26 protein-coding genes and 4 pseudogenes are annotated in these 26844 nt (G+C 34.3%); 19 read left to right on the top strand and 11 right to left on the bottom strand.

Going from position 1 to position 26844, the window contains the following annotated elements; genetic code table 11:
• Positions 1 to 384: 384 nt before the first annotated feature.
• On the bottom strand, positions 385 to 1227 hold the full coding sequence (locus QM847_RS06535) for an AbaSI family restriction endonuclease (protein WP_414354657.1): 843 nt from the start codon (positions 1225 to 1227) through the stop codon (positions 385 to 387).
• Between the two features lie 384 nt (positions 1228 to 1611).
• Here QM847_RS06535 and QM847_RS06530 point away from each other — a divergent pair, with 384 nt between their 5' ends.
• Entirely contained in the window at positions 1612 to 1974 is a 363-nt protein-coding gene (locus tag QM847_RS06530) for a hypothetical protein (protein ID WP_414354655.1), read from the top strand.
• A gap of 184 nt (positions 1975 to 2158) precedes the next feature.
• The gene (locus QM847_RS06525) at positions 2159 to 2356 is read left to right on the top strand and encodes a hypothetical protein (protein WP_414354653.1); all 198 of its coding nucleotides are present in this window, start codon (positions 2159 to 2161) and stop codon (positions 2354 to 2356) included.
• 520 nt (positions 2357 to 2876) lie between these two features.
• Here the strand turns inward: QM847_RS06525 and QM847_RS06520 are convergent.
• From QM847_RS06520 to QM847_RS06485, 8 genes are all read right to left on the bottom strand, one after another.
• Complete coding sequence (locus QM847_RS06520) at positions 2877 to 4016, bottom strand: HNH endonuclease (RefSeq protein ID WP_414354651.1); 1140 nt, start codon at positions 4014 to 4016, stop codon at positions 2877 to 2879.
• Between the two features lie 13 nt (positions 4017 to 4029).
• Positions 4030 to 5037, bottom strand: a complete 1008-nt coding sequence (locus tag QM847_RS06515) for a DNA adenine methylase (protein ID WP_414354649.1) — start codon at positions 5035 to 5037, stop codon at positions 4030 to 4032.
• Positions 5012 to 6022, bottom strand: a complete 1011-nt coding sequence (locus QM847_RS06510; RefSeq protein ID WP_414354647.1) for a DNA cytosine methyltransferase — start codon at positions 6020 to 6022, stop codon at positions 5012 to 5014. Before QM847_RS06510 ends, QM847_RS06515 begins: the two co-directional genes overlap by 26 nt.
• Before the next feature lie 128 nt (positions 6023 to 6150).
• Entirely contained in the window at positions 6151 to 6444 is a 294-nt protein-coding gene (locus QM847_RS06505) for a DUF5960 family protein (RefSeq protein WP_414354645.1), read from the bottom strand.
• A gap of 198 nt (positions 6445 to 6642) precedes the next feature.
• Positions 6643 to 7317 carry a S24 family peptidase gene (locus tag QM847_RS06500; protein ID WP_414354643.1) on the bottom strand — a complete coding sequence of 225 codons (675 nt, stop codon included), beginning with the start codon at positions 7315 to 7317 and terminating at the stop codon, positions 6643 to 6645.
• Between the two features lies 1 nt (position 7318).
• Positions 7319 to 8185 carry an ImmA/IrrE family metallo-endopeptidase gene (locus tag QM847_RS06495; protein ID WP_414354641.1) on the bottom strand — a complete coding sequence of 289 codons (867 nt, stop codon included), beginning with the start codon at positions 8183 to 8185 and terminating at the stop codon, positions 7319 to 7321.
• Positions 8186 to 8264: 79 nt separating this feature from the next.
• Entirely contained in the window at positions 8265 to 9545 is a 1281-nt protein-coding gene (locus tag QM847_RS06490) for a hypothetical protein (RefSeq protein ID WP_414354639.1), read from the bottom strand.
• A 246-nt stretch (positions 9546 to 9791) separates the two neighbouring features.
• The gene (locus QM847_RS06485; protein ID WP_414354637.1) at positions 9792 to 10133 is read right to left on the bottom strand and encodes a helix-turn-helix domain-containing protein; all 342 of its coding nucleotides are present in this window, start codon (positions 10131 to 10133) and stop codon (positions 9792 to 9794) included.
• Positions 10134 to 10996: 863 nt separating this feature from the next.
• On the opposite strand from QM847_RS06485, the gene QM847_RS06480 reads away from it, so the two are divergent.
• From QM847_RS06480 to QM847_RS06410, 15 genes and pseudogenes are all read left to right on the top strand, one after another.
• On the top strand, positions 10997 to 11293 hold the full coding sequence (locus QM847_RS06480; protein WP_414354635.1) for a cytoplasmic protein: 297 nt from the start codon (positions 10997 to 10999) through the stop codon (positions 11291 to 11293).
• Positions 11294 to 11314: 21 nt separating this feature from the next.
• Positions 11315 to 11776, top strand: a complete 462-nt coding sequence (locus QM847_RS06475; RefSeq protein ID WP_414354633.1) for a conjugal transfer protein — start codon at positions 11315 to 11317, stop codon at positions 11774 to 11776.
• A gap of 13 nt (positions 11777 to 11789) precedes the next feature.
• On the top strand, positions 11790 to 13475 hold the full coding sequence (locus QM847_RS06470) for an FtsK/SpoIIIE domain-containing protein (RefSeq protein ID WP_414354632.1): 1686 nt from the start codon (positions 11790 to 11792) through the stop codon (positions 13473 to 13475).
• Positions 13476 to 13681: 206 nt separating this feature from the next.
• Positions 13682 to 14914 (top strand): annotated as a pseudogene (locus QM847_RS06465) (replication initiation factor domain-containing protein).
• A 13-nt stretch (positions 14915 to 14927) separates the two neighbouring features.
• Positions 14928 to 15158, top strand: a complete 231-nt coding sequence (locus QM847_RS06460) for a hypothetical protein (protein WP_036755074.1) — start codon at positions 14928 to 14930, stop codon at positions 15156 to 15158.
• Complete coding sequence (locus QM847_RS06455; protein ID WP_414354630.1) at positions 15158 to 15715, top strand: conjugal transfer protein; 558 nt, start codon at positions 15158 to 15160, stop codon at positions 15713 to 15715. Before QM847_RS06460 ends, QM847_RS06455 begins: the two co-directional genes overlap by 1 nt.
• 11 nt (positions 15716 to 15726) lie before the next feature.
• Positions 15727 to 16713, top strand: a complete 987-nt coding sequence (locus tag QM847_RS06450; RefSeq protein ID WP_414354629.1) for a conjugal transfer protein — start codon at positions 15727 to 15729, stop codon at positions 16711 to 16713.
• A 9-nt stretch (positions 16714 to 16722) separates the two neighbouring features.
• Positions 16723 to 16947, top strand: coding sequence for a TcpD family membrane protein (locus QM847_RS06445; protein WP_001091687.1), 225 nt, complete (start codon positions 16723 to 16725; stop codon positions 16945 to 16947).
• Between the two features lie 2 nt (positions 16948 to 16949).
• Entirely contained in the window at positions 16950 to 17360 is a 411-nt protein-coding gene (locus tag QM847_RS06440; protein WP_049496147.1) for a conjugal transfer protein, read from the top strand.
• A 13-nt stretch (positions 17361 to 17373) separates the two neighbouring features.
• Complete coding sequence (locus QM847_RS06435) at positions 17374 to 19878, top strand: ATP-binding protein (RefSeq protein WP_414354626.1); 2505 nt, start codon at positions 17374 to 17376, stop codon at positions 19876 to 19878.
• Positions 19879 to 19889: 11 nt separating this feature from the next.
• Complete coding sequence (locus QM847_RS06430; protein WP_414354624.1) at positions 19890 to 21761, top strand: conjugal transfer protein; 1872 nt, start codon at positions 19890 to 19892, stop codon at positions 21759 to 21761.
• Positions 21751 to 21975, top strand: a complete 225-nt coding sequence (locus QM847_RS06425; RefSeq protein WP_001022027.1) for a hypothetical protein — start codon at positions 21751 to 21753, stop codon at positions 21973 to 21975. The genes QM847_RS06430 and QM847_RS06425 overlap by 11 nt, the downstream gene beginning before the upstream one ends.
• Before the next feature lie 18 nt (positions 21976 to 21993).
• Positions 21994 to 23094, top strand: a complete 1101-nt coding sequence (locus tag QM847_RS06420; RefSeq protein ID WP_414354622.1) for a CHAP domain-containing protein — start codon at positions 21994 to 21996, stop codon at positions 23092 to 23094.
• A 12-nt stretch (positions 23095 to 23106) separates the two neighbouring features.
• The gene (locus QM847_RS06415) at positions 23107 to 23379 is read left to right on the top strand and encodes a helix-turn-helix domain-containing protein (RefSeq protein WP_000960973.1); all 273 of its coding nucleotides are present in this window, start codon (positions 23107 to 23109) and stop codon (positions 23377 to 23379) included.
• Between the two features lie 10 nt (positions 23380 to 23389).
• The gene (locus QM847_RS06410) at positions 23390 to 24607 is read left to right on the top strand and encodes a tyrosine-type recombinase/integrase (protein ID WP_000512968.1); all 1218 of its coding nucleotides are present in this window, start codon (positions 23390 to 23392) and stop codon (positions 24605 to 24607) included.
• A 331-nt stretch (positions 24608 to 24938) separates the two neighbouring features.
• On the opposite strand, the pseudogene QM847_RS06405 reads toward QM847_RS06410, so the two are convergent.
• Together QM847_RS06405 and QM847_RS06400 are read right to left on the bottom strand one after the other, a co-directional pair.
• Positions 24939 to 25272, bottom strand: a pseudogene (locus tag QM847_RS06405) (diacylglycerol kinase family lipid kinase); the annotation flags it as partial.
• A gap of 3 nt (positions 25273 to 25275) precedes the next feature.
• Positions 25276 to 25419, bottom strand: a pseudogene (locus QM847_RS06400) (IS982 family transposase); the annotation flags it as partial.
• Between the two features lie 350 nt (positions 25420 to 25769).
• Here QM847_RS06400 and QM847_RS06395 point away from each other — a divergent pair.
• Positions 25770 to 26378: a DUF1269 domain-containing protein gene (locus QM847_RS06395; RefSeq protein WP_000429535.1), complete on the top strand. Its 609-nt coding sequence runs from the start codon at positions 25770 to 25772 to the stop codon at positions 26376 to 26378.
• Positions 26379 to 26619: 241 nt separating this feature from the next.
• Positions 26620 to 26843: pseudogene (locus tag QM847_RS06390) on the top strand (tyrosine-type recombinase/integrase); the annotation flags it as partial.
• Position 26844: the final 1 nt, after the last annotated feature.

Raw genomic sequence — 26844 nt, 5'->3', positions numbered from 1 at the left:
AGCGTAATATAACGGCTTTTCAGAACTATATCTACTAATTAATTTCATAAAATATGAATCATTATTTTTTAAATAGGGGAATAGTTTAGGTCTGTAAAAATTAAATAGTCCCATTATAGGCCTTATTATATCAGCAATTCTTACTATTTTTGAAAAAAAGTAGAGAAAAAGGTAGAGATTGAAACAACATCTAGATTTATTAACATTTTTCATGAAAACTTAAAATCTAGTTTGACCGAGGGATATTTCATTACATATCGTTGTCCCTATATAATTAATAAGTTTACTACTTATTGCAGTATCCTCTACAGAAGGAACTCTAATTTCAGGATTAATCAAATGAATTGAAAATATTTAATAAATTTGCCATATCTTTAATAAGATTTACTTAATCTTTTTATTTTCATAATCAGAAAAAACAACTTCTGTAGCAATTCTCTCGTAGTGGATGTCATTTTCTGTATGTCTTGTACATCTAAAAATCCCCTTGAAAGAATAATAGATATTTCCCAAAACATCTTTTTGGTGTGCAAATACAATTGAATCTTTAATTTCTTTTATCTCCATATCGTTTCCAACTCTAGTTTGCTCGATTATCTTACCATCCGGAGAAATAGAATTAATCCAATCATTATTGTTGTATAGTTTTGGAAACCACACTTGTACTTTCTCATTTAAAGGAGAGGAGCCTGCTTGATGGAGACGAAAATTTTTCCCGAATAATCTCAAGACATCGGCATGTGTTCGGAATTTTGCTCCGTCGGATATGGTTAATTTCCCAGCTCTCAACCATTGATCTATTGAAAATTCATCTTGATATGAGTATGGTCTGAAATCTTTATTATTTTTTAGACGTCGGATTTTATCAATTAATGTATCAATTCTTTTATGTACTGATTCAATATTGGAATTGTTATCACATTTAATCCTGAAAAATTCCACATCTACATAAGAAATTATTTCCCTTTCTCTTGCTCTATCAGCTTCCTCATTGGATAAATGATGACTCTCATCAATTTCAACAGCTATTTTGAATTGTGGAAAATATAAATCTATAAGATATCTTTTCCCGTCTTTTTTTCTAATGAGTTGTTGAGTTGTAAATTGGATTTCTGTATCATTTAATAAATGAATTATTCTAGATACAACATAGAATTCATACTTCTTATTACGAAGTTTCGTCAACAGTTTTGCGTAATAAGTCAATTCATCTAGATTATTTGTCACGATAGGGCCTCCTATAATCAATGTATACATAATTATTATACAATAATATTACAAAATGAAAAGAATTTATAAAATTTCTTCACTCCTTAATTTTAGTAATTTAACTATTTCAATTTTTGATTAATTTAAAACATAATATTAAACATAGTTGTAGAATTTTTCTTTAAGTTTGACCAACTTATTCATCCATTATCCGTTCTAAATGCAATTCAGTAAACAATAAGTTATATGTATCTATAAGTTATATCTCCTACATATACATCATATTATCTGGATCACCTTTCTGAAAAAAATGTTTTCTCAAAAGATATAGAATATTAGATAATAATATCTATTTTATTCTTGTAATATTTCTTTGATATAATATAGAAAAGAGGAAATAAAATGAAAAAATTAATCGCATTAATATTGGTATCTATATCTGCATTTTTGCTAATCGCCTGTTCTAAGCAATCAAATAACTCCTTAGATGGAGAATATTACTGGATAAACGAAAATAGAAATGAAGTAGCTTTTGTTATATCTGGGGATACGGGAAATATTAAACATGGAGAGGCCGAAGGGTTTACTATAGACAAAGAAAAATCAACAATTCAATTATCAGGAGAAAATATCATTAAACTTACGAAAAGTTATACTTTTAAAGATGATGTATTTACTGTAGATATTTCAGGTATGAAACACGACTACTATAAAAAAGATAGCAAGGCTTATCAAGAAGCTTTAAAAAAATATGGCTATCAATAATATACTCTAAAATTAGGGAAGACTTTGCTTAATTCATAAGAACACTACACTCGAGTGTTCTTTTTTATATCCGTAATAAATTTTAAAATACTTGTTTATAATCTATATAGACAGTTCAGAGTTATTTTTAATCATTTGAGAATTATTAGAGGAATTATAGAATCTCTTTTGATATGATATAACCATGAAAAATACAAAAGAAAATAACATCCAAAAAGCATTGTGGCATATCAAACGCCATTGTTACCATATAGAAAACAACCACTCTAACAGCGATATAACAGCTGAACTATTCCATTTAAAAGCAAGTGTTGAAATTTTAATTCGAATTTGGAATGATGAAAAACCCTATCCAAATCTGGATAGAGACGAAGTATATTAATTAACGTAAAAATAAATTATCTGAATGTAAATAAATGAAAAAATCTATGACATTCTATATGATTTTATCCAAAACCTAGAAATCAGAATCCAAAAGAATGTCTTTCATTCTAATCACTCAGAACAACTATCAACTTTCAACAATGATATATTCCAACTATGCAAGACTAAAGAACTGAATGTCTTGCTAAATTACATTACGACTCTACTTTCTTAGGAAGAACTCATCTTAGCAACACCCGACCAATCAAAAGGTTAGGTCTTAATGAGCGTTGAGAATTTCTATAATGTGATTATTGAGCCGTCTAAAATTGAATATTATGAATAATACTTAATTTGACAAGAGTCTGGGACAAAAGTCTAACCTTAAATATAATAAGCGAACAAAACGAGTTATCTGATACTCAGAATTCTGTCTTGTTCGCTTTTTTGTCTAATTTATCGATTTTAAAAATTTATAATAAAGAATGCCTAAAATCAAAATCTTTTTGTCCCAGCCTCTCTAATTATACTTCAAATACTTATTGAGGAATGTTGTTTTTCGAATTAAATTTATTTCTATGCTCAACAAGATATCCAAGCCTTTTCTCTGTCAAAATGAAGTCGTCTAACTTCATACCTTGCTTACCTTTAATAAAGTCCTCTGAAACATCATTGCCATACACTGGTGTTCCTTCTTCTGCAAAAGTCAAATCATGTTTATCAAAATATGCATCAGAGTTTGGTTCCAATAACAGAGCATTCTCATAGTCATATGCTGTTTCAATATCCATATTTCGGAGAGCTTCTGCTGACCCAACAATATGGGAAACAACTAGACCTTTTAACTCCTGTTTAGTTAGATAGCATACAACCTTACCGTATTTTTCAATACTCTCTTGTTTAATGTTTTCACGCATAATCCTAAACAAAGTAGGATCTCTCTTGAGACTTACTTCCCCTCTTAGTTGAATTGTCGCATCCTCAGTGTAAAACACACAGTTTTTATCAGGACTAACTGAAATTCCAGGAACATATTGTAAAAATTTTAACAGATAATTGATTTGATTATACTTTCTATCTTCAAAATCAATTGCCTTAGAGTACTTGACGCATGAGTTTAATTCTTCAATCGTCAAGTATCCTCTAGTATAATCTTTAATATTAGTTGTCATTAGGGCAATAATCTCTTCCCTATTAAGTCGCTGTTTTGGATGATACATCAAAGTCATTAAGAAGAAGTTAATTGGTTTCACTTCCGAGTCATCAGTAGTTACAGCAGATTGAAAATTTGCTGATTTATAAAAGATTTCAGAGAAGACCAAGGTTCTTCTCTCATCGTTAGGTGCAGATAGAAATTTTTTCGTTAATGGATGATATCCTTGTAAAAAAGGCTTAACAAATCCCAATTTTACCATCTGATTTATTGATTTACGAGTAGAAGCCTTATCAGCTTTTGGATATACTGAATATACAGCATCTTGAAGTTCCTCATATTTGGCAGAAAATTCATTACTATCTGTATCTAAGTTTTTCAATTCAGGATGAGAATCAATATATCGGATAATTAGGTTTAGAGTATTTTTAAATTTAGATCCATTTATATCAGAATATTCAACTGTCAACTTCCAATACCCTTCATATTCTTGATTCTGTGCAGCTTTTTTAGAATGTTTTTTCATCGTATACAATCTCCTAATTATCTAGTTGCAAAATCAGCAACTGTTCCAAGTTATTATTTTTATTTTTCTTTCCACTTACTTGATAATTGTGTTTTCTCTCAATTACTTCAATAGTCCCGAATTTACTAAAAGCTTCTGAAATTTCAGAAATACTTGGAGTGGAGTTAGAGTTAAGGCTTAAAACTATGTATCTAGTTTTATTTTTAAAAGCCTTAACCACTTCCAACATTGTTTCCAAAAATGTTTCTTTCTTAGTTAAATCCATATGACTAATTTCCTTACCAAATAGTCTATCAAAGGAACCATAAAAAGATTTGTACTTATTCATGGTACCAGGGTAAGGTGGATCTAGATATACTAAATCAACTGATTTGATAGTGTCAGCAAGTTTCAGAATATCTTCTTGATGTGAGGTATTATTTAATCCATTATCAAAAACTGAAGCATTGTATGATGAAAGATTTTCAAGAATATGTTGTGAAAACGGAACATTGTGATATGCTCTACGACGCCCATATTTTTCATAAGAATAATCCTCATCTCTTAATTTAACGATATTATTCCACGGGACATTCATTCGTGAATAAGGTAGTTTCCTAATCATTGCACGGCGAATTAATGATTGCATAATATATTTCTTATTGCAATCTAATGACTTTGAATATTCCACTAACTTTACTAACTCATCAACTTCTTCTGGGAAATATAATTTATTCTCAATCCAAGAGTATTGTTCACGAACTTCTGAAGTAATCTGAATTGATAATGCTTTTTTTATCTCTTCTTCATCTAACTGCTCATCTTTATTCTCAATAATAGATTTTGCTACGACAAAAGACGAGTACAAGACATCATTTGTAATGACTTCATATCCTCTTTTTTTTAATTCATAAGAAACAGAACAGCCACCAGAAAAAGCATCTAATACTATTCCACCCTCAATCGGAAAATTATCAACGATCCAAGTAACTAATTTTTCTTTATTACCAATGTAATTAACTTTTGGATATTTTGTAGTCACTTTTTTTCTCCTCTAAACTTCTTTTTACCTCAGTTGCAATTGCATAGCTTAATTTGGGCGGAACTGCATTACCAATTTGTTGTTGAATATTTATACTACTACCTTCAAATACAAATTCATCTGGAAAACTTTGTAAACGTGCTAATTCTCTAGGTGTTAAGGCTCTGTTTTGATTGTAGTGAAAAACCTTTCTCATATCTCCAGTCACTGTGACGGCTGGTGAATTGCTATCATAACGGATGTATTTTCTGATGTCTCCAGATTTTGGTCGAATTTCACTTGGAATACTATTTCGATCTCCGCCATCTTTAACATAAGACATTTTTTCAAGCATTTGCTGACTATGTTTCATAGCAAAATGATTGGGAACTTCACTCTCTTCTCCGCTTTGCAACGGAGGTAAATCATCAATAGCTTCTTTTACGGTCATATAATCAGACAAAGTTTTTTCTGGATAAAAAAAGTCTCGCCCTAGTGTTCCTACAACAAAAATTCTTTGTCTTTTTTGAGGAACTCCATAGTCAGCAGCCTGAAGGACTTGATACTGGACCTTATATCCTATATCCTCAAATGATTTCTTTACCTCTCCAATTGTTTTTCCTTTATTATGACTTGCCATACGTGCAACATTCTCCATTACAAAAATCGTAGGTTTCAGCAAGGATACAACTCTGACAAATTCTTTAAATAAATAGTTTCTCTCGTCCTCAACGAAAGTTCGACCGATGTTACCAGCAAGACTAAACCCTTGACATGGCGGGCCACCAATAACAACATCAATCTTTTTCCCTTCAGAAAGTTTCAAAATTTCCTCATCGTTGAGAGTTTTAATATCAGCTACAATCAATTTATTTTGAGGGAAATTTCTTTGATAAGTTTTAGAGATCTGTGGATCATACTCTACCGCAAATACATTCTTAAAACCCGCTTCTTCAAATCCTAAGCCTAATCCTCCTGCTCCCGAAAAAAGTTCAACATAATTCATTATTTTCTCCAATTCATAAGCTGTATTTTAGATTTCAATTTTTATTTTTTTTCGAGTACTTAAGAGAAATCCGTGTCTCTCCTATTATACCAGAAATTGAATTTCTTTAACAACGTAAAAATTCTCTTTTATAGCATCTGAGTAAACACCTGCAAATACTGATATTTCCTGACCATCTTACTTTCATCACTCATTTCGATTCTGAAATAGAAATAGTGATCTCGTCCATCTTTACTGTTTTCTTTATTGAGTTTGAAATAGTTCTTTTGACTCATGGCCATTTCTCTGAGTATATCATCAGTGAGGAATGTCAAAGGTACATCCATAGCTGAATACTTGTAAAAGTCTTCTTCAAACTTAATATAAGAATCCGAGAAATAGTCAAACTGCAATTTATCTTTATAAATTTCTCTCCTACTCATCGTTCAATTCCTCCATTAAACTGACTCCCTAAGTATCATATACTTAAAGCAGCTGATACTTATCAGCGTTTTTATTGTGATTTCTGTTACTTGCCCTGTGTATCGCTCTCTTCTCTTGTCAGATTTGACTTCAAATATTCCTCATCTTAGCTTCTTCTAGTTTATCTTTATATATCATTCCCATGGTATTCTCACAACTTATACCTTTAATGGCATAAAGTTACCTACGATTTTGCCCACGATACGAGGATTTTCATCATAAGGAATATGGACATCCTTATAATCCTTGTTAATGGAAACTAGGCGTAGCCCTTCTTCCTCACGGTAAACTTTCTTGATAAAGGTCTGTGAATCCCAAACTACCGCATAAACTGCTCCATCATAGTCAAATCCTGTCTCACGGATGAGAGCAACGGATCCGTTATGATAGGTAGGCTCCATAGAATCACCTGAAATCCAGGAAGCAAAATCATGAGCAAGTTCTTCATCAAAATAAACAGTATCATAGTCCTGATCATTATAAACTGATGAACCAATACCAGCTGACAGGCTTTCATAGACTCGATAAGGGAAGGTAGGCATAGCAACAATGTTAGACTGCTTATCTACTAAGTCTTTAACATAGTTCATAGCCTTGATTTGATTAGAAGGATTCAGTTGCTTATAAAGCATAGTGATTTCTTCCTCATAGAAGAACTCTTCTGTCACTCCTAAAATCCCAGCAATCTTTTTCAAGTTGGTCTTGTTTGGGACTGCTCTGCCATTTTCCCAAGAGAAATAAGAAGATCGGTTAATATCAAGAAGCCGTGCAACCTCACTTTGTTTCATTCCCAACTCTTCACGTTTTTGCTTTAATTTTGCACCGTTGAACATCTCATGTCCTTTCTAACAGTAGTTGTGTTTTAGCGTTACTAACAGCTTGTCTCTCTGTTAGCTTTTCCTTTTTCCAAGCAAAATAAATGACCTTTCCATAATCAAAAAGTTGACCACAAGAAATATCTGTTTTTTCAGCTTCCAAAGTCTGTCTAAACTCTTTATCCTTCAATTCATAGATTTGTCTATCTGACAAGTAGCCATCTCTAGTCAGCAAGTGATCGACCTTGGCCAGCATATCTATGATAACTTGCTGGTACTCTGCGATAATAGAGAACTTCAACAAGCCAAACATATCTACAATCTTATCCAACTGACCGTTTTTATAGTCTTGAATAGCACGGTTAACCTCATCTAATGAATAAGTCGTTTCATGACTGAATAGGTCTCCCAAGCGATAGATCAAGGCTTCAGTTGAAACCTTTAAATCATTTATCACTCGTAAAAAACTATCATGCCTATAAAATATCTTTGACAACAAAACAATACTTGGCATAAGCACAAATGCTGAAAAGAGATTTGCTTCACTCTCAAAGATGGAGTCAGGTTCATCCTTTAGCTCTGTGAAAAAATAGCCAGTATGCTTTAGCAGAAAATGTCCCAACTCATGGCACTTAGTAAAGTTCTGTTTCACTTGCGGATTTTCCTTTTCATAGGAAAAAGAAACACCGCTCTCATCAATCAAGGTCAGTCCCTCAATCTTGCGGCTGGAAAAATGATGCTCCATTACCTTGATATTGTGACTCTCAACCACATGGTTGAAGAAACCTTCAAAGTCATAACCTAAAAGAGATGAGTCATTTTCCTTGATATACTTGTAAATATAACGATTTGCAACTTCCTTAATTTGGCTGTATCGTGTATTCATAATACCTCCTCGAAGGTTTTGTTGTTTTATAAACTAACAATAATTATATAGAAAAAGTGGACGATTGTCCACCAAAAATCTATTTGAGAAAAGCAAATAAATTAAATTTGTTATTCTTATCCTCCTCAATATGATATTTGACCAAAACATCATTAAAAACATCATCAGGAGTTGGGATTTCTTTATTAACCAAATCACTCATCTGCTTCAAACCTCGAAGTTCCATCATTTCTTTTTTATATTCTTCAATCCGTTCAGTTTGTTCAGAGATCAAGTTATCTTCTTTCTCTCCCTTTCCATCACTTGTACTTTTTAAATTGTTCAAGTAGTAGTTACCATCAAGTATTAGCACCTGTAATTTATGGTATCTCTTCACATTTTTTAGTGCTTGTTTTAGTTCCTCAGCATACTTATTATCATCATTAATAGAGTTTGTACCCATCCTGTACAAGAAGTCAGTATTTATTCTTGTCACGCTTTCTTCTTGCCTATTTCTATTAGATGGAGATTCTAGTCGCTCCAAATAATATATATCCAATCTATTCAAATTAGAAATGTATTCACCGCTGTATTTTTCTAAAGACTCTAACTGAGTTTTTGTTTGGTCAATATTGAAAGTATTAACTGAAACAACTATTGCTAAAACAGAAACAAACAGAATAAGTAGATTATATAAACCTTTAATAAATTGTAGCATGTATGTTGATACCTTTTTAATCCAATCAGGGGATTTTCTCAGGAAATCCTGAAACCAACCTTTTTTATCAATAATATTAGTACTCTCATTTTCTGTAGCCTTATAATTATAATAGTAAACATTATAAAGCTGGTTTAGAATATCTCCTGTTACTTCCCAGAACTGATCTTCATTTTTTTGAAAATCATAAATATTCCAAGATTTAGTCATAGAATAAACAGAATTTAAAAAGTGTATTGTGTTTTCACTCGTTGAAACTGTTAGCAATTCTTGTTGTTTCTCTAACAATAATTTAAGTAGTTCAGGAATTACAGAATTCAACTCATCGAATCCAGATGAATCTTCATCTCCAGGAGATATACCATCATAACAATTTCTTAAATAAGCCAAGTAATGAAGATTCATTTCATCTTCGTTAGCCATAGTTTCTATCTTATTTTCTAAATCTTGCCCAAAACGATACTCGTTTAGTTCATCTTTCTTTTTATCAGAAAATTTTTTAACAACGCCACGCATAGTTGAAAGTAAAATTAGTTGCTCCAATTTTTTCTCTAATAATCTAGTTTTCTTAATTTCTTTTTTCTCTTGTAAAAACTCCAAAGCTCCCAAAAAAAGCGAGCCTAACCCTAAAATCGTCACTAAATTGGCAATAGTTCCTAACATAATATATATTCCTTACTTATACTAACTCCATAAAATTAAGCTAATTAAAAGCCGTACTCAGATACATATCCGTCTCTCCATTTTTCAAACGGGCCACTGTACGTACTGATACACCAAATTATTTGGCAAGTTCACTTCTGGTTAGTCCTTTTGATTTTCTAAGTTCTTTTAAAAATTGTATTTCCCTACTCCTTATTAATAGTTTTGTCTATCTATTAATAAAAATTTTAAAAAAGTGTAGAAATTCTAATTTTTGTCATCAAACAGTTTCTTCCGCTCCTCCATAAACTGAAGCAGCTCCTGTTTGAACACTTTTTTTTCTTCATTGCTCATACCATTTGATGTGGTTCTGAAGAGCAATTCTACTTCTGACAAGCCAATATCATCAGTTTTATCATTTGATACCAAGGTATCGACAGATACATTGAAGAGTTTGGCAATCTTAACAAGATTTTCTTGTGTTGGTTTTTTGACCCCACGCTCCCATGAAGCATAAGCAGGTTGCGAAATTCCTAGTTTTTCAGCAACATCAACTTGGGTTAATTGTGCTTGTTTTCTTAGTTTTTTTAAGCGTTCCGAAAATTCCATTGTATTCCTCTTAAAATTTTTAAAGAATTTTTCAAAAATCTCTTGACAAATATAACTGTTGGTTATATAATTTAAATATAGCTGTTGGTTATAATAGTTATAAAAATAATAATGCTTATCTTTTAGCATCACGATCCTTGAAAATTTAATAAAAAGTGCGTCTGACAACCAGAGGACTGATTGCCAAAACTACACTAAACTTCGTACCTTTATTGTAAATGTTTTGGAAAGAAAAGTCAAGTCTCTTATGGTTGAAGTGAAGATATAAAACATTTTTGTGGGCTTCCACGCATTTCGGACTTTCGCACTTTTCCGTATAGTAAAGTGAACTGGCTTCGCCAAAGGGCGTAAGAGAATCCATGGGGTATGATAATGACTACCTTTTGAGATTGGCTGGGAAAGCGATGGTAATTTACGCAAAGCACCTTGCTAAACGTTGCCACCGTGGAAAGAGTTTTCTTTCTAACCAAATAACTTTTCTTTACTACTGTCTATCCTTATTAGATAGACTTACTCTCAAGCTACTAGGTTATCCCTAATTTCTTGGTAGCTTTTTTAATTTCACAATAAAGGAGAAAACTATGACAAACTTTTTTCGCATTACAATGTAAAAGACTTTACAATAATTACCTCTTCACTTATAGAATGTTCCGTTCATCTGAGAAGCTAAGAGCACAACTGTACTCTCAAACTCTAAATAATTTAAACACAATAGCTAAAAAATCATTAGCTACTGGCTTTTCTCAAAGTGAAGTACAATTTTATACTAAAATGTTCAAACATAAACTCTCTATCCACTATTACTCAGGAGTAAAGCAATTAGCTTAACTCTTTTTATTTTACAATCAGAAAGGAAATCACTTATGATCCCAGAAACTTTAAAAATGAAACCAGAATTTATCGGCCCTGCTTACTATGAAAAGTTGGGGAATGCTCCACGTTTTATCTTTGGAAAAGAGGGTAAATATCAACGTCATATTCTAAACAGTGAAACACATGGTTCCTTCCATGTTATCACACCTGCTTCTACCACAGTCTTCCCAGAAGATGCTCTTGTAGAAGTTGTTAGTCCTATCTTCCTATCAGATACTTCTCTAAATGGAAATTCTGTTGCACCTGCACTCAATGTTTTTGCTGAAAAACTAGTACTGAAAAAATAACTAAACAAAGGAGAAAATTACATGGCTAAAATTGGATTAAACTACGGAGAAAAACTACAAATTGCTGACAAAACTTATCGCGTCATCACTGATGGATTAGACGTTCCTCAAGTTCTGGGCAAATTGACTTTTCGGGGTATTGAAGGACCTGATATTATCTTCGAAGAGGATCGTTCACAAAGAAACCCTGATGGTTCATTTGCTCAAATTAATACCGGAGAAGTTCGTGGTATTGTTGTTGCAATTCATTCTTCTGAACAACATCAAACACTCTTCTTTACTATTGCAGATATGTCCGAATCCGAAATTGAAGATCTTGGCCTAAAATATCGTGAAGAGATTGAACTAGAAGATATTGTCATTACGCATACTCATGTAAATCGAAACGATATCTTCAAACTGTTTGCTTCTAAAATCAAGAAAAAAACAGGAGGAACTCCGTCCAAGGAAAATAAATCTGTAGAACATAAAAAAGAAAATTAGGAGGTGAGACATTATGAGACTCTTTACCTATCGAGGACAAAGAGTTCGAATCATCCACCGAAAAATTAAGGGAGTCACGTGGTTAATTCTGTGGGTCCCTTTTTTATTTGCTATTGGCATTTATACTTACATTCATCTAGAAGAATTTAAAATTCATCCCCTACCACAAGCTTATTTTATAGGCGCTGTATTCTTTAGTTCTTCTATTCTTGCTTGGTTCATTAATCAGCTTTGTTACGAGAAGTTGCTCTTCTTTCAAAAAATGAATAGCTTACGTATTTTATCTCGTTTTTTATTAGAGAATAATCTCTATCTATCAAAAAAAATTAAACGAGAAAATAAGATTAGTGAAAAGATTGAACTTCCCCAAGTTTATCTAAAACAATCACCATATAAAATTGAAATTAGCTTTATCTTAGAAGGAAATAAATTTCAAGATCGTTTCTTAAACCTTGGTTCCACTCTGGAAGTCATGTTTAATGGAGATTTTCGAAATAAGACTTTCGATAAACGCTTTATCAAATATGAAATTGCCGTCAATCGTATTGATAGTCGTATTTCTATTGATAATGTTATAGTTAAAGGTTCAAAACTACAACTCATGAAAGATGTGACTTGGGACTTCATTGAAGAACCTCACCTTCTCATTGGTGGTGGAACTGGTGGAGGGAAGACTGTTGTCCTCATGACCATCATTTATGCACTCGCTAAAATTGGATTTATTGATATTTGTGATCCCAAAAACTCTGACCTAGCTGGTTTAAAAAAGATAGCTGTTTTCCATAACCGAGTCTTTACTAGTAAAGAGGATATCATTAACTGTTTTAAAGAAAATGTAGAATTTATGGAAAAACGCTATAAATTGATGTCTTCTTCCCCTAAGTTCCAAGCTGGTAAGAATTTTAAGCATTATGATATGAAAGCAAAGTTCATTTTAGTAGACGAGTGGGCAGCTCTCATGGCAAAAATCGACCGTGACTATACCCAACAAGCCGAACTCATGGAATATCTATCTCAACTCGTCCTAGAGGGTCGTCAAGCCGGCGTATTCATCATTTTTGCAATGCAACGGCCTGATGGTGAGTTTATCAAAACAGCTCTTAGAGATAACTTTATGAAGCGTCTCTCCGTCGGTCATTTAGAATCAACAGGATATGACATGATGTTTGGAGATGCAAATAAAACAAAAGAATTTAAAAAACTCGATGAAATCAACGGAATCCGTATCAAAGGTCGGGGGTATATTGCTAACAACGGTGAACTAGCAGGCGAATTTTTCTCACCTTACGTTCCTCTTGATCAAGGCTTCTCCTTCTATGAAGCTTACTCACAAATACCAGTTATCGAATTTGAAGGAGAAGAATTCTCTGCCTTTGAAGAATTCCAATTGCAAACTAAAACTAAAAAAGAGACACAGGAGTCTGATACGGAACTTGAAACTACTAATCGTACCCTTAAAGACTTTTCTGATGAGTACAATCTAAAAATGGCAACACTACGGAAAATAATCTATCTATTAGAGGAAGAAGGAATGACTTTTGAACGTTCCGAATCTGCTATTTTAGTAGAGCCTTTCCAAGAAAAACTCCTTCTTGAAATTCTCTCACAATTTGATGAGGACGGACGTAAATCTTATCCAAAAGCTGTTGAAGCGATTATTAATCATCATGGGCTAGGACAAGGGCAAGGGCAAGCCTGACCTCAGGTCAGGCGCAGACCGTAGACCGACGTTCCTAGTCCATGATGAAACTTCAACCCCCGGTTTCTAACAGGGGGGTTACATTTGGCAAAAATGCTACATCCACCCCTCTTTATCCCTTATGGGAGTTGAGTTTACAGATTTCAAGAAGTGTGTAACTTTCATTAAAAAAGTGTGTCACTCTAAAAAAGGAGGTATACTCATGAATGGATAAAATCAGCCCATTCAATCTTAAAAAATTTCGTCAAGAAACTGGAATGAGTCAAAAACAATTTGCAGAAGCTATTAATCTTCCAATTAGAACCTACCGTTCATATGAATCTGGAGAACGAGGTTTAACTATCGAAAAGTTCCGAAATCTTAAAGAGAAATTGGGGTTTCATAAAGAATACGAAAAAAATAGCTTGCGTGCTAGGATTGACTATGTAAGAATCTCATTCCCATCCCTACGAGATCTAGAAAGCTTTTGTAGTAACTTTCTCTATTGTCATCTCACAGAATTCACAGAACAAGAAACACGTCTCATGAATTACACTCATCTCTGGCAACGAGGAAATATTTGAATCTTTGATTTCTTTGATAAAGCAGAAACAAAAGATTTTCAAGCTTGTCTTCAATTATCCGGTCAAGGATGCCGTGAGATGGAAGTTCTTTTAGAACATAAAGGAGTAACCTGGCAGACATTCTTTCAAAATCTTCTCTATGCTTATGAGGATTGTCGGATTAAACGACTAGATATCGCTCTAGATGAACTCTACAAGGGGTTCGACAGAGAGGATGAACAAATACATCTCCCTGAGTTAATAGAACGCCTATACGCAAAAGAAATCGTCCTAAAGTCACTTAAAAAATGGAATGTGACTGGTGGAGGTTCCTTTACAAATAATGAAGACATGGAAGCAAATCACGGACTATCTATTTATTTTGGTTCCCGTCAAAGTCAACTCTACTTCAACTTCTATGAAAAACGCTACGAACTTGCTCAACAGGAAAACATCTCCTTGGAAGAATCCTTGGAGATTTTTGGTATCTGGAATCGCTATGAAATTCGCTTTTCCGACCAAAAAGCACAAGGTACAATTGAGGAATATGTCAATGGAGTAGATCTTGGAGAAATTGCCCGTGGTATCGTTAATAAAGAAATTCAAGTATATAATGGCACTAATCAATTCGGAGCTTATAAACCAGACGAAAAATGGCAAACACTTTTTGGAGGTGTTGAGCCTTTAAAACTATCAACAAATCCACAACCATATAGTTTTGAGCGTACTATTCGCTGGCTAACCCATCAGGTGTCGAACTCCTTAGCACTCATGAATGAAGCGGATAAAATCATGCAGACGGAATACATGAAAATGATTCAAAACAGCGGAGAAATCACAGACCGAGGAAATGCAATGCTAAATCTTATTAAAGCAAATAAACAATACGAAACATAGAAAGGAATTATCCATGGAATATAAAGTAGAATTAAGCTCACTTGAAGGCTTTAAAGCCTGGTCTGGTGCACTAAATACATTAAACACCGTTCGAGAACGAGGAGGAATGGATGACTTAACCACTATCTGTGAAGAAATTTTCTGCGGAGACATACCAACCGAAGTACAAATTAATGACTGGCTCTGGTTTGACTCTGACTTTATCTATCAAGCATTAGGTTACGAAGACCTATTAGAAAACTAATGTTTAAGAAAATATATAGAGAAGATTTTTTTCTATTACCTGATCAAGAATTTTGGACATTCTATATTCTTTTACGAAAAGGAAAAGATTATTACTATGAATGTGCCGCAAAATCTAGAGAAGAATCTCCTAACTCAAAAGGATTTTATACATACGACCATGCGCTATTCACAATAGATGGTGAGTTAATTAATTTCAACTTAAACATGCGCCCTTCTCTCATAACCTATATTCAAAAAACTATTAAAGTCAATCAAGAAACATTTAGAAAGGAAGTAATTATGGCTACAAAAACACAATTTGAAAAGAAAGTCTGTCAACTTTCCTATGAATTTGGGGAATTGCTCAAGAAAAAGGACCACAATCAGGCTTGGACAAAAGCTGGTGAGTTAAATGCTCTCCTCAAAAAAGAAGAAGTTAAAGAACTAAAACAAGATCTAGTAGAGCAGCTACAAAATGAATTGCGAGGATACTACTTCATCAACGAGGAGATTGAAAAAGCCAATAAACGGCTTTATGCAAAAGGTTCAAAATTTATTGAATTAGCCAATATTTAAAAGGAGTGTCTATGAATAAATCAAAGAACTACCTAATAAAAATTAGAGATTATCTCTCAAATTTTGAAAAGAAAGAGAAGAAAGGAAAACCACCAAAATTAAAAATTGTAAATAAAAAGACTGTAAACATAGCCCTGATTGGAGGAATTCTTTTCCTCCTTTTTATTGGTCTAATGGGTTCTTTCCGAGCTATTACTCTTTCAAATCAAGTTACTTCTCTACAAGAAAGTCTTAAAAGCATAGACACCACTTCAAATCAAACTAAAACGGAGTCCGATCAATACAACTATCAACTTCAATACTATCTGAATGACTATGTTTATGCTTATTTTACTCTCTCACAAGATACCGATAAGCAACACGAGCAAGTTAAACGATTAGAAATCTTCTACAACTTTGTTCCTGATATCAAATCACAAGGCCAAATTCGAAACCCAAGTGAACTTGTCTCAGCTCAATTACTGACTGTAGAAGATAATATTGCCAGGTATAAGATTAAATATAAAGAAAAGATTAATAATGAGAATGCTAAAGAATACCAGACCGGTTTCAACATACCTTTTGGAAGAAAAGATGGAAAATTCTTTATATCCGGACTACCTTGGTTCTCTGCTTTAACATCTTATCAAGCTGGACAGTTTAACGAAGAAGAAAAACTAAAATTATCTGCGACAGATCAATTTTCTGACTCAGAACATAAGAAGGTAGAGAAATTTCTTACGATTTTCTTTACAAATTATACTAGCAATCAAGATAATTTAAATTTAATTGCACCAGATATCACTGTTGTGTCTAATACAAAATTTAAATCTATTGACTACATCTATCTTAAAAATGAAGGAGACTCCCTCATTGCTTATGTGCAAGCTACTTTTGCAGTTGGAGGAAGTACTCACTCAGAAAACTTTACTTTTACCCTCTCAGAAAAAGAACAGACGTACTATGTCACAAAATTAGAACACACCATTCCATTAAATTATGCGAACGATAAAGAATAGGAGAAACATATGAATACTGGAAATCTACGAACATTTCTTCAAGGTGATGCCGTTTGGATCTTAGGAGCTATTGCTGTTCTATTAGCCATTAAAGCCTGGCGCAATAGTTCTTGGATTCAACTCCTTTCCGTACTAGGATTTTATGCCGTCATCGTCTCCCTGACCAAAGGACAAGATATCTTGAAAGCTTTTGGTTGGTTCCTTAGACTTTTCGGAATTGAAACAGGTCTTTAATCATGAATGAAGAAAAACTATATGACTACAGTAAGGGGCTCAATGCCCCTTATTGGATTCAAGAAATAAAAACGAAGCAAGGTACACGAATTTGGTATTTCGCAACACCAATGCAGTTATCTTTTTTTATTGTCTTCATCTTCATTTTTGTGATGATGTTGCTTTTTGGAGGATTTATTTTGATTCCAATCGCACAATTCACACACTCTATTTCACTACTACTCTATTGGTATATTCCTTATAAATTAGCTAAATTTTATACCGAATATGAACCTCACGGTAAGAAAATGCATGTCTTCATTGGAGACTATATCATTTATCTTTTTGATTTTAAATTAAACAAAAAAGCAATCTACCACGAAGATAGAATAAACCCAATAGATGAAATAGTTTTTGAAAAAACAAATTTATAGAAAAGGAGGATTTATGAGTATTATCTTAACTTACCCAATTAAAGCAACCAACAAAAATTTAGCACTCAAAAAAGATCAATCAGTTGTTGCTTACTATCGTATTCCTAACACTCCTATCACCATTACGGATGAATATAAAAAAGAGAAACACAAGATAACCGTTTCTCAAATCATGAAGAAACTAAAGAAAAATAAGCACTTTGAGATTTCACTAATTCCAAAAGATTACCTCTTAGAAGAGAAATTGCGAGACTTTTCTGAAGCTCTAGCGAATGATAGTCGGAAACTTGGAGAAGAACTTCTTCTCTATACCGTTGATAGACTAACTGATGAGATGGAAATTCCCTATCAGTACGATTGGGTTATAGGAATCAAGTTACGTAAACAAAACAATGGTGCAACCCTAAAAGAACTAGCTCTTGAAAGCTTCACTGAATTCTCTGAGAAAATTGCTAATGGATTTGGATATGAATTCAAAACAGATCTGAATTGGTATGACGATTATAAAAGCGATGAAGAAACTATCTTTCAAGCTTTATCTACTCTTCGTGCTAATCGTCTTACTGATGAAGAACTCTTTTATTATCAACGCATGCAATACCTTCGCTATATCCCGCACTATAAGAAAGAGGTTCTTGCCAATCGTTCTCAATTCAATATTACAGACACTCTAATCAAAGTCCTTAAAGGTGGTTTCCTCAAACTTGAAAGTCCTTATGGTTCGTCCTTTGTTACTATCCTTCCAATTGGGAAATATCCTGTGCAATTCAATGGTTTTCATTTAGGAGAGTTTGTCCAACGATTAAACTTCCCTGTAGAACTACGAATAAAGGCAGAATTCATTGATTCCAACAAAATCAAAGGGAAAATGGGACGCTCTAACACTCGCTTTAGGAATATTATGGAAGAGGCAGAAAACACCGATACTGTTCAACAAGACGAAATTATTATGGGTTCCATTTCCCTAAAGGATCTCATGAAAAAAGTGGGAAATAAGGAAGAAATCATCGAATACGGAGCCTACCTTGTTGTATCAGCCTCAAGCGTAAATCAACTCCGTCAAAGAAGACAAGTTATTCTAAATTACTTCGATGATATGGGAGTTGAAATTAGCGAAGCTTCTCAGGATGCCCCTTACCTCTTTCAAGCCCTTCTTTATGGAGAATCTCTTCAGAAAAAAACTCGAGCATGGACACACATGGTCACATGCAGAGGTTTCTCCGAACTTATGCCCTTTACAAGTACTTCCTCAGGAAATCGTATTGGATGGTATATCGGCCGTGTAGATAACTGGATTGGACGCTGGGATAATATCGAAAAAGCTATCGATTCTTCAAAGAATATCGTCCTCTATAATGCCACTGTTGGAAACAAGGAAGATATCGCTGGTAAGATCACTAAAAACCCACACATCATCATTACAGGGGCAACAGGACAAGGAAAATCTTTCCTGGCTCAGATTATTTTTTTGAGTGTTGCTCTACAAAATGTCAAAACACTCTATATCGATCCAAAACGTGAACTTAGAAATCATTATCATGAAGTAATTAATTCTCCTCATTTTTCCGAACTATACCCAGAACGAAAGAAACAAATTGAAAACTTCAATTTTGTAACTCTCGACAGTTCTCTCCCATCAAATCATGGCGTGTTAGATCCAATTATAGTTCTTGAGAAAGAACAATCCGTAGAAGTTTCTAAAAATATGCTAGAGTTTCTTTTACAAGCTGTTGATGATGTCTCAATGGATCAGAAGACAGCAATCACAGAAGCAATCAATGCTATCGTAGAACGTAGAGCAACAGGTGAAAAAGTAGGATTCAAGCACGTTTTAGAATCTCTGAGAAGCTCCTCATCTCCTGAAATTGCTTCAGTAGGAAGATATCTAACGTCAATAGTGACTAATTCTATTTTAGAATTAGCTTTTTCTGATGGAACTACCCAAGGCCTTGACTATGAGTCACGAGTGACTATTTTAGAAGTCAACAATCTCAAACTCCCTAAAGACGACTCCACAAAAATCTCCGACCATGAGCGTAACTCCATAGCTCTCATGTTTGCGCTTGGTGCTTTCTGTACTCATTTTGGAGAACGAAATGAAAATGAAGATACAATTGAGTTCTTCGATGAAGCTTGGATTCTAATGAAATCCGCAGAAGGAAAAGCTGTAATTAAAAATATGCGCCGTATTGGACGCTCTAAAAATAATACTTTAGCACTGATTACACAATCTGTTCATGATGCAGAAAACGATGATGATACAACTGGTTTCGGAACAATCTTTGCATTCTATGAAAAATCAGAGCGAGAAGATATTCTAAAACATGTAAATCTCGAAGTTACTGAAAACAATCTAGAGTGGATTGATAATATGATTTCTGGTCAATGTCTTTATTATGATGTCTACGGAAATCTTAACATGATTTCAATTCACAATCTATTTGAAGATATCGATATGCTTTTGAAACCAATGAAAGCCACTGTATCTTCAAGTCTCGAAAACAAATACGCTAGTTAGGAGGTGAATCTATGCAAGAGGCTTTTGACAAGCTAAAGGGAGTGGATATTTTCTCTCTAAAATCCTACATGGAACCAACAGGCTATGCTTCTTTTAATGGTGCTTGGGTTCTCATCAATGAACTTTTTGTCAATCTCTTCTTTTTCATCCTCAATGCTGTTGTTGGCTTTTTCTCTTTGTTCATCCGAATCCTTGAAAGTATCGATCTTTACAGCTCATATAAAACTTATGTTTTTAACGGTGCAAAGAGTCTATGGAATGGTTTTACTGGTTCAACAAAAGGGAATGTCACTGATCAATCATTAGTTGCATTACTTCTTTTGATACTTGGTTTTTATCTCTTCTACCAGTACTTCTTTTCTAAAGGCTCATTTGCTAAAACTCTTCTTCATGTTTGTCTAGTCATTCTACTAGGATTTGGTTACTTTGGTACAATTGCTAGAACTTCCGGCGGACTTTATCTTCTTGATACCATCAACAATGTCTCGAAAGATGTCAAACAAAAAATTGTAAGTATTAAGGTGGACTATGCAAAAGACAAATCTGTAAAAGTTGGTGAGTCTATGTCCGATAGCTATATAGCTGAAACTTCATATAAAGCCTATCTTTTTGTAAATACTGGCCAAGAGAACGGCAAATACAAAAACAGTCAAAATGGAAAAGAAGAAGATTTCGATGATAGCAAGGTCCTTGGAACTAGTGATAGTAAAGGACATTTCACTGCGGTAAAAACAAAAGAACGTTCTCAATATTTGGACGAACTAGGGAATGGTGCTAATGAGGATGGTGAAAAGAATCGTTGGGTTTCTGCAATGCCAGATTTTATCTTTATACGCACATTCTATGTCATCTTTAAGGTATTAGAAGCATTTGTCTTAGCACTACCAATCATTGTTATTCAATTATTAAATATAATCGCACAAATTATAGTGTTAACAATGATTCTCATATTCCCAATCGTTCTTCTTATTTCTTTTATTCCTCGAATGCAAGAATTAATTTTTGGGGTTCTTAAAGTTATGTTGGGAGGTTTAGCCTTTCCAATAATCTCTAGTTTATTAATCTTGTTAATTTTCTACATTGAAAAAATTGTAGAAAATATGATTATCACTAGTTTTGATACTATTTTGAAGAATCTGCCATCCTTAGTTCTACTCGGTCTAGTCTTTAAGTTATTAGTTTCGGTAGTTGCTAAAGGTGTCATCTACTTCCTGATCTGGAAGTACAAAGCTGAATTAATTCAATTTATCCTTGGTTCTAAAGCTAGATTAGTAACATCTGATATTGGTAATAAGATTGAGAGTGGCGTCATAAAAACAAAAGAAATTACATCTCAAATTCCAACTCAAAGCTTGAAGACAGCTCAACATCTTGGAAACTTTACTCTAGCAGGTGCTGGATTTGCTAGTGGTATGGTGATGAATAGCAAGAGCCACTTCCAAAATATTGGCTCCTATTTTACACAAAAAGACACAACTTCACCTATAGAGAATTCGCAGTCTAAACCAACTGAAAATCCAATTTCTCCAAACCCTTCTGAAATAACTGATCCTCAAATAGAAATCATTCATAAAAACACTCAAAAACCAGCGGTTCATTCCACTAACCAACAAACAGCTACTCCGACATCCAATGATGAATTTCAAACTCTGAAGGAAGAAAGAATTTCACCTTTCAAGCAGCATAGGATCAATAATATTGAACAACAATTAGAAAAATATAAAGATACTCAGTCAATGTATAAAGCACAAGGTTCAAATGCTTTCACTCGTGCTTATCGTAAAACAATGACACGAGATAACAAATTGAAAGCAAATATCGAACGACGAAATAGACTGACTCAACGACTAAATCAACTGAGAGGAGAATTAAATGAACATTAAAATACACTCAAGAACTGCCTTCCCAAAAATTCTTGAAGAAGCACTTTACCAAGCTTATAGAGAAGGAAAACGATCTGTCGATTTCCTTCTTTTATTTCCTGTTTTAGAGGAAGAGCAAGAACAAATTATTGACCAAGTTATATCTCATGCTGTCGTTTTGGATGCTAAATGGAGATTTGGAACTGTCTTATTTACTGCTTATATTAAACACTAAAATTAGAAAGGAGATTCTATGAGAAAACTAAAATGGTATCTATTGTCCTTCCTCATTCCATTAATAATTCCAGTCTTTGTAATTATAATCTTCATGGGAGTAATTGGAGGAAGTGCAAATAGTTCTTCCACAACATCAAAAGATTTCAAATATGCTGAACACTGGTCAGATGGAGATCCATATACACATAATCTCCTTGTTCATCGTTATGGTATCAAGGCTGAACAATTAGACGGCTTTTTAGATACATTAGGAATCTCCTTTGACCGAAACCGTATTAACGGGAGAAAACTTTTAGAATGGGAAGCTAAGTCTAACTTAGATGTTCGTGGAATTGTAGCAATCGCATTAAATGAAAGTTCACTAGGAACGGCTGGTGTAGCACGAAATCCTGGCGCTAATATGTTTGGCTTTGGTGCATTTGACTCCAATCCAGACAACGCGAAGAACTTTAATGATGATATAGCAGTTGTTAGTTTAACTAAGCAAACAATTATTGGAAACAAAAACGAAACCTTTAAAATACAGGACGATAAAGCTCTCAAGTATGCGAATGGAACTCTTAATAGTTCTATAGATGGTGGAGTATATTTTACAGACACTAGCGGTTCCGGAAAACGGAGAGCAGAAACCATGCAAAAACTCGACCAGTATATAGATGAACATGGAGGAACTCCAACAGCTCCGAAGGAAACAAATGATACTGGAACCAGAGTCAGCTCAAGTGAAATTCCATCAGGATATAGCATCACACAAACCATTGATACGACTAATTACATAGCTAGTAGCTATCCCTGGGGCCAGTGTACCTGGTTTGTTTATAATAGGGCAAAACAACTTGGAATTACATTCGATCCCTACATGGGGAACGGTAATCAATGGATGGAAAAATCTGGGTATTCAACCACTAAAACACCTACAGAACACTCTGCACTATCATTCTCATCAAGTCAAGCTGGAGCAGATCCAGTATACGGGCATGTAGCGTTTGTAGAGCAAGTTAAATCTGATGGTTCTATACTTATTTCCGAATCGAATTTTAAGGGACTCGGAATAGTCAGCTATCGAACATTCGATGCAGAATCAGCTAAACAATTTACATATGTCTTGGGACATTAGAAAGGAGAAAATATGTTAGTACAATTACCTGATGAACAAACTCAAGAAATTCAACAAATGATTGCAACTCTCTTGAAAAATGAAATCCATCACTTTAAAGAAGATATCGGGGCAGACAGTCCTTTTCTTAATAAAAAGCAAACTTGTAATTATCTGGGTGTATCTAATAATACTTTAGATATCTGGATTGCTATGGGACTCCCTTATATTAGAATTGGAAAATCAATTCGTTTTAACAAAGAAAGTATCAATCAGTGGATGACTCGATTAGAGATAAGCGCATAAGGAGGCAAAAATGGGCATTTCAAAAACAAAAAATGGATCCTATAGGCTTAGGGTATATATACCCGACGACGTCCAAGGAAAGCTGGGGATTGGAAAACGATTTGAAAAAAGATTCAAAACTCGCAGAGAAGCAAAGGAAGCAGAAATAAAGTTAGCGGTTGACATTGAAAATGCACGTTTAGGAAGGTCATCTACTTTATCTCAAAGAAAAGGAGACATCCTATTCAAAGATTTTTACAAAGATATTTGGCTTGAACCCTATAAAGCAGGGCAAGCCACTGCTACTATTAAACCACCTACAGCAGTAACTGTCTGTCAGACAGAAAATCTCTTCCGTTTGCAAATTCTTCCAGTCCTAGGTAATTATTCTATTGATCATCTCAATGAAAATAAACAACTAGTTTTGTCACTTCTTACTCCACTATCGAATTCTTATGCCAATTTTAAATCCATTAGAGGGTACGTCAATTCTGTCTTGGACTGGGCAGAAGAGCTTGAATATATTCAAGTCAATAAGGTAAAAAAGACAATCAGTAGAATTAAAGCTAATAAAAAATTAGCCCTCAAAGAAAGTAAAAAGTTTGAAGACCTAGCATTAAATGAGGAAGAACTTAAACAATGGCTACAAGCATTTGATGACGATCTAAAAAATGATCGAATGGAATTAAAAGATTATGCTTTGTTCTATACGACATTCTTTTTATCAGATAGAAAATCAGAAACCTACGCTCTCCAATGGAAACATATCAATTTTGAAAAAAATGAAATTCTCATTGAACAAGCATTAGACAAATTCGGGAATGTTAAATCAACCAAAGGAAATAAAAAAACTCTATTTAAAGCACCTAAAGAACTAATGAATATCCTGACCGATTGGAAAATAGAACAAAAAAAGCAACTAAAGCTGTTTGGAATCAGACAGAATGAAAAGCAATTCGTTTTCACATACAATAATAGAACAAACGGTATTAACGTTCCACTTCATATTGATTATCTTAATCATCGAATGAATTCTATTCGAAGAAGACATCCGGAACTTCCTCCAGCATCTCCTCACAAATTAAGACACACCGGAGCAACTCTGGCAAGACAGGCTGGAACATCATTAAATGCTATTTCAGAAGCACTTACTCATAGTGACATCCAAATAACGAAGACTTATGTCAATACTACTGAAACAGTAAATCAAACAGCAGGAGAAATAGCCTTTAGAAGTCTCAAAAAGTAATAGTGTGAACTTGGGGTGAATTTTGGGGTGAACTTTAGTTTTTTGAACAAAAAAAGACATCCAAGAAATAATTCTTGAATGTCTGTAAACGTTGATATAATCGTGTTGATTAACGTTTTGAGTGCAGTGGTTGCCATCCAATCAAACATCGCTTCGCTTGTTTTCTTGGGGCAACTGTGCATAGCATATCTCTATGCGACTAAAGTCGCTAGAGCTATCCTAATTGCGCACCGCCAGTTCTCATAGAAAAAAACACCTTGCAAGATGCAAAGTGTTTTCGTTTGTATTCTGCTGTCCAGCAACGAATTAACGTTTAGAGAACTGGCTAGCTTTACGAGCCTTTTTCAAGCCTGTTTTCTAGTATTTTTATATCTACTGGCAGATTATCCGACTTATCCCCATCAACATCTGACTCTAACTCAACCTCTGAAGAAATCCTAATATTGCGTACTTTGATATATTCGATATTATTGTTACCTACTAGATCCCCTTTTTAATAAATCTGGGATAGCCGATAATTTAGAAATGATGGATGAATCCTTTAAAATCAAGATATTTCCATATTCATCTGTATTTTCATCAAATAGTTTTTTGTCTGCATAGTAATTAGATAGAAGAACTAAGACCTGAGTAGCTTCACCTTCATAATTGCCATTTTCGCTTTCAAAAGGTAATAATTGCTTATTCATAGCTTGGCGAATCAGTTGCACCAGCCAAATTAATTGTCTTGACCGACAAATAAAGCGACTTCTTTCAAGGATTCGACCATAAGGAAACAGTTGGCAGATTCTATAAAAGCGTCGATGTGATTCGGCACGCTCATCAGACTCGCTACACAGAGCTGGTACATAATATCTGCTATAATTTTCTGGAAGATTTGGTCAAGCGGTCTTTTAGCCGTGTGACAGGCATACAGGAAAAACACTATTTATTTACTTTTTGCACGGGAGGCTTTAAGAATCTGATGGACATCTTTCTTGATAGTCACTCAGAGTCTCCAGAGTGTCTGGGCTGGGATATGGCAAAGATATACCGCTGCCTGAAACTGTTCTTTAACGCTGATAAACGCGACATATCAATTAAAATGTCGCACTAAAATGATTGAAAAATGATTGAAACTGTATTATAATGAATGTGTATATTTAGAAAAGAGGTACTAACTATGGAAAACCTAGTAGTTTCAGTCTTTAACACTGAAAGCGAAGCTTATCAGTCCTTTGCGGATTTGAAGGCTTTCCGCCAAACTCAGACGACCAAGGTTGCTCAAATCGCCTTGGTCAAAAATGAAAACGGTCACATCGTTGAAAAAGAACGCTATGACTTTGAAGATTCAACGACGGATGCAACCCTAGAAGGTGGCTTGCTCGGTGCAGTTATCGGGCTTTTGGGTGGTCCTATCGGCGTCTTGTTTGGTTATGGTATTGGCAGCCTCTATGGTTTGGCTGCTGGTGATACCGTTGATACGGCAGAAGCTGGCTTGATTGACGTTGTGTCTCAAAAATTGATCGACGGCGAAACAGCCGTTGTCGCCTTGGTGCAAGAAAACAACGAAGCAGTCATCGATGCTTACTTCACCAAGTACGACACCCAAATCGTGCGTTGGGATGTAGCAACCGTCGTAGCTGAAGTTGAAGCAGCCCTGCAAGTCCAAGAAGACCTCTACAACCAAGCGCGTGCGCAAATGAAGGCTGAACGTAAAGCAGATCGCAAGGCCAAACTTGAAGAGTTCAAGGCAAACATCAAATCAAAATTTGATAAATTGAAAGCCTAACGTCTAAGCGTCTCATAAATTTAAATGTGACTGAGACACCATTTAAAATTTATGTGCGTCGGATTCTCACAGTTAAATAATTGCGTTGACAAATCCGTTACAGCCGTTCTTCCATTCTTTGAAAAGAGTGTTTAATAGACAAGAAATCTGGACTAGTATTGGTCTGGATTTTTTTGTGAATATAGAGGTCATAGCTTTTTGACTATGCTTTGTTATAATTAGAAAGATTTTAAGTTTTATCAAGATGAAATCAGTCAGACGCAGGCACCCTGAACTAGCACCAGCTTCCCCACACAACTAAGACATACTGGTGCGACACTCGCAAAACAAGCTGGGGTTTCTCTTGAAGCCTTCTCAGAAGCTCTTACTCATAGTGATAAAGAGATTACAAAAACTTACGTTAATATCAAAGATAAAGTCAATCAGACTGTAGGTGATATTGCTTTTCGTAGTTTAAAAAATTGAT

The sequence above is a fragment of the Streptococcus timonensis genome, assembly GCF_047463455.1.
Taxonomy (GTDB): Bacteria; Bacillota; Bacilli; order Lactobacillales; family Streptococcaceae; genus Streptococcus; species Streptococcus timonensis_B.
Note: the sequence above shows the minus strand (reverse complement) of the source record. Positions and strands in the feature narration are given on the sequence as shown.

What these genes read in the sequence shown, in the direction of transcription:
- QM847_RS06485 (WP_414354637.1), bottom strand. Translation starts at nt 10,133, where the DNA reads ATGGAATTTTCGGAACGCTTAAAAAAACTAAGAAAACAAGCACAATTA.
- QM847_RS06430 (WP_414354624.1), top strand. Translation starts at nt 19,890, where the DNA reads ATGCAAGAGGCTTTTGACAAGCTAAAGGGAGTGGATATTTTCTCTCTA.
- QM847_RS06495 (WP_414354641.1), bottom strand. Translation starts at nt 8,185, where the DNA reads ATGAATACACGATACAGCCAAATTAAGGAAGTTGCAAATCGTTATATT.
- QM847_RS06410 (WP_000512968.1), top strand. Translation starts at nt 23,390, where the DNA reads ATGGGCATTTCAAAAACAAAAAATGGATCCTATAGGCTTAGGGTATAT.
- QM847_RS06435 (WP_414354626.1), top strand. Translation starts at nt 17,374, where the DNA reads ATGAGTATTATCTTAACTTACCCAATTAAAGCAACCAACAAAAATTTA.
- QM847_RS06460 (WP_036755074.1), top strand. Translation starts at nt 14,928, where the DNA reads ATGGAATATAAAGTAGAATTAAGCTCACTTGAAGGCTTTAAAGCCTGG.
- QM847_RS06500 (WP_414354643.1), bottom strand. Translation starts at nt 7,317, where the DNA reads ATGTTCAACGGTGCAAAATTAAAGCAAAAACGTGAAGAGTTGGGAATG.
- QM847_RS06450 (WP_414354629.1), top strand. Translation starts at nt 15,727, where the DNA reads ATGAATAAATCAAAGAACTACCTAATAAAAATTAGAGATTATCTCTCA.
- QM847_RS06455 (WP_414354630.1), top strand. Translation starts at nt 15,158, where the DNA reads ATGTTTAAGAAAATATATAGAGAAGATTTTTTTCTATTACCTGATCAA.
- QM847_RS06425 (WP_001022027.1), top strand. Translation starts at nt 21,751, where the DNA reads ATGAACATTAAAATACACTCAAGAACTGCCTTCCCAAAAATTCTTGAA.
- QM847_RS06480 (WP_414354635.1), top strand. Translation starts at nt 10,997, where the DNA reads ATGATCCCAGAAACTTTAAAAATGAAACCAGAATTTATCGGCCCTGCT.
- QM847_RS06510 (WP_414354647.1), bottom strand. Translation starts at nt 6,022, where the DNA reads ATGAATTATGTTGAACTTTTTTCGGGAGCAGGAGGATTAGGCTTAGGA.
- QM847_RS06490 (WP_414354639.1), bottom strand. Translation starts at nt 9,545, where the DNA reads ATGTTAGGAACTATTGCCAATTTAGTGACGATTTTAGGGTTAGGCTCG.
- QM847_RS06525 (WP_414354653.1), top strand. Translation starts at nt 2,159, where the DNA reads ATGAAAAATACAAAAGAAAATAACATCCAAAAAGCATTGTGGCATATC.
- QM847_RS06395 (WP_000429535.1), top strand. Translation starts at nt 25,770, where the DNA reads ATGGAAAACCTAGTAGTTTCAGTCTTTAACACTGAAAGCGAAGCTTAT.
- QM847_RS06415 (WP_000960973.1), top strand. Translation starts at nt 23,107, where the DNA reads ATGTTAGTACAATTACCTGATGAACAAACTCAAGAAATTCAACAAATG.
- QM847_RS06445 (WP_001091687.1), top strand. Translation starts at nt 16,723, where the DNA reads ATGAATACTGGAAATCTACGAACATTTCTTCAAGGTGATGCCGTTTGG.
- QM847_RS06505 (WP_414354645.1), bottom strand. Translation starts at nt 6,444, where the DNA reads ATGAGTAGGAGAGAAATTTATAAAGATAAATTGCAGTTTGACTATTTC.
- QM847_RS06470 (WP_414354632.1), top strand. Translation starts at nt 11,790, where the DNA reads ATGAGACTCTTTACCTATCGAGGACAAAGAGTTCGAATCATCCACCGA.
- QM847_RS06440 (WP_049496147.1), top strand. Translation starts at nt 16,950, where the DNA reads ATGAATGAAGAAAAACTATATGACTACAGTAAGGGGCTCAATGCCCCT.
- QM847_RS06530 (WP_414354655.1), top strand. Translation starts at nt 1,612, where the DNA reads ATGAAAAAATTAATCGCATTAATATTGGTATCTATATCTGCATTTTTG.
- QM847_RS06520 (WP_414354651.1), bottom strand. Translation starts at nt 4,016, where the DNA reads ATGAAAAAACATTCTAAAAAAGCTGCACAGAATCAAGAATATGAAGGG.
- QM847_RS06475 (WP_414354633.1), top strand. Translation starts at nt 11,315, where the DNA reads ATGGCTAAAATTGGATTAAACTACGGAGAAAAACTACAAATTGCTGAC.
- QM847_RS06420 (WP_414354622.1), top strand. Translation starts at nt 21,994, where the DNA reads ATGAGAAAACTAAAATGGTATCTATTGTCCTTCCTCATTCCATTAATA.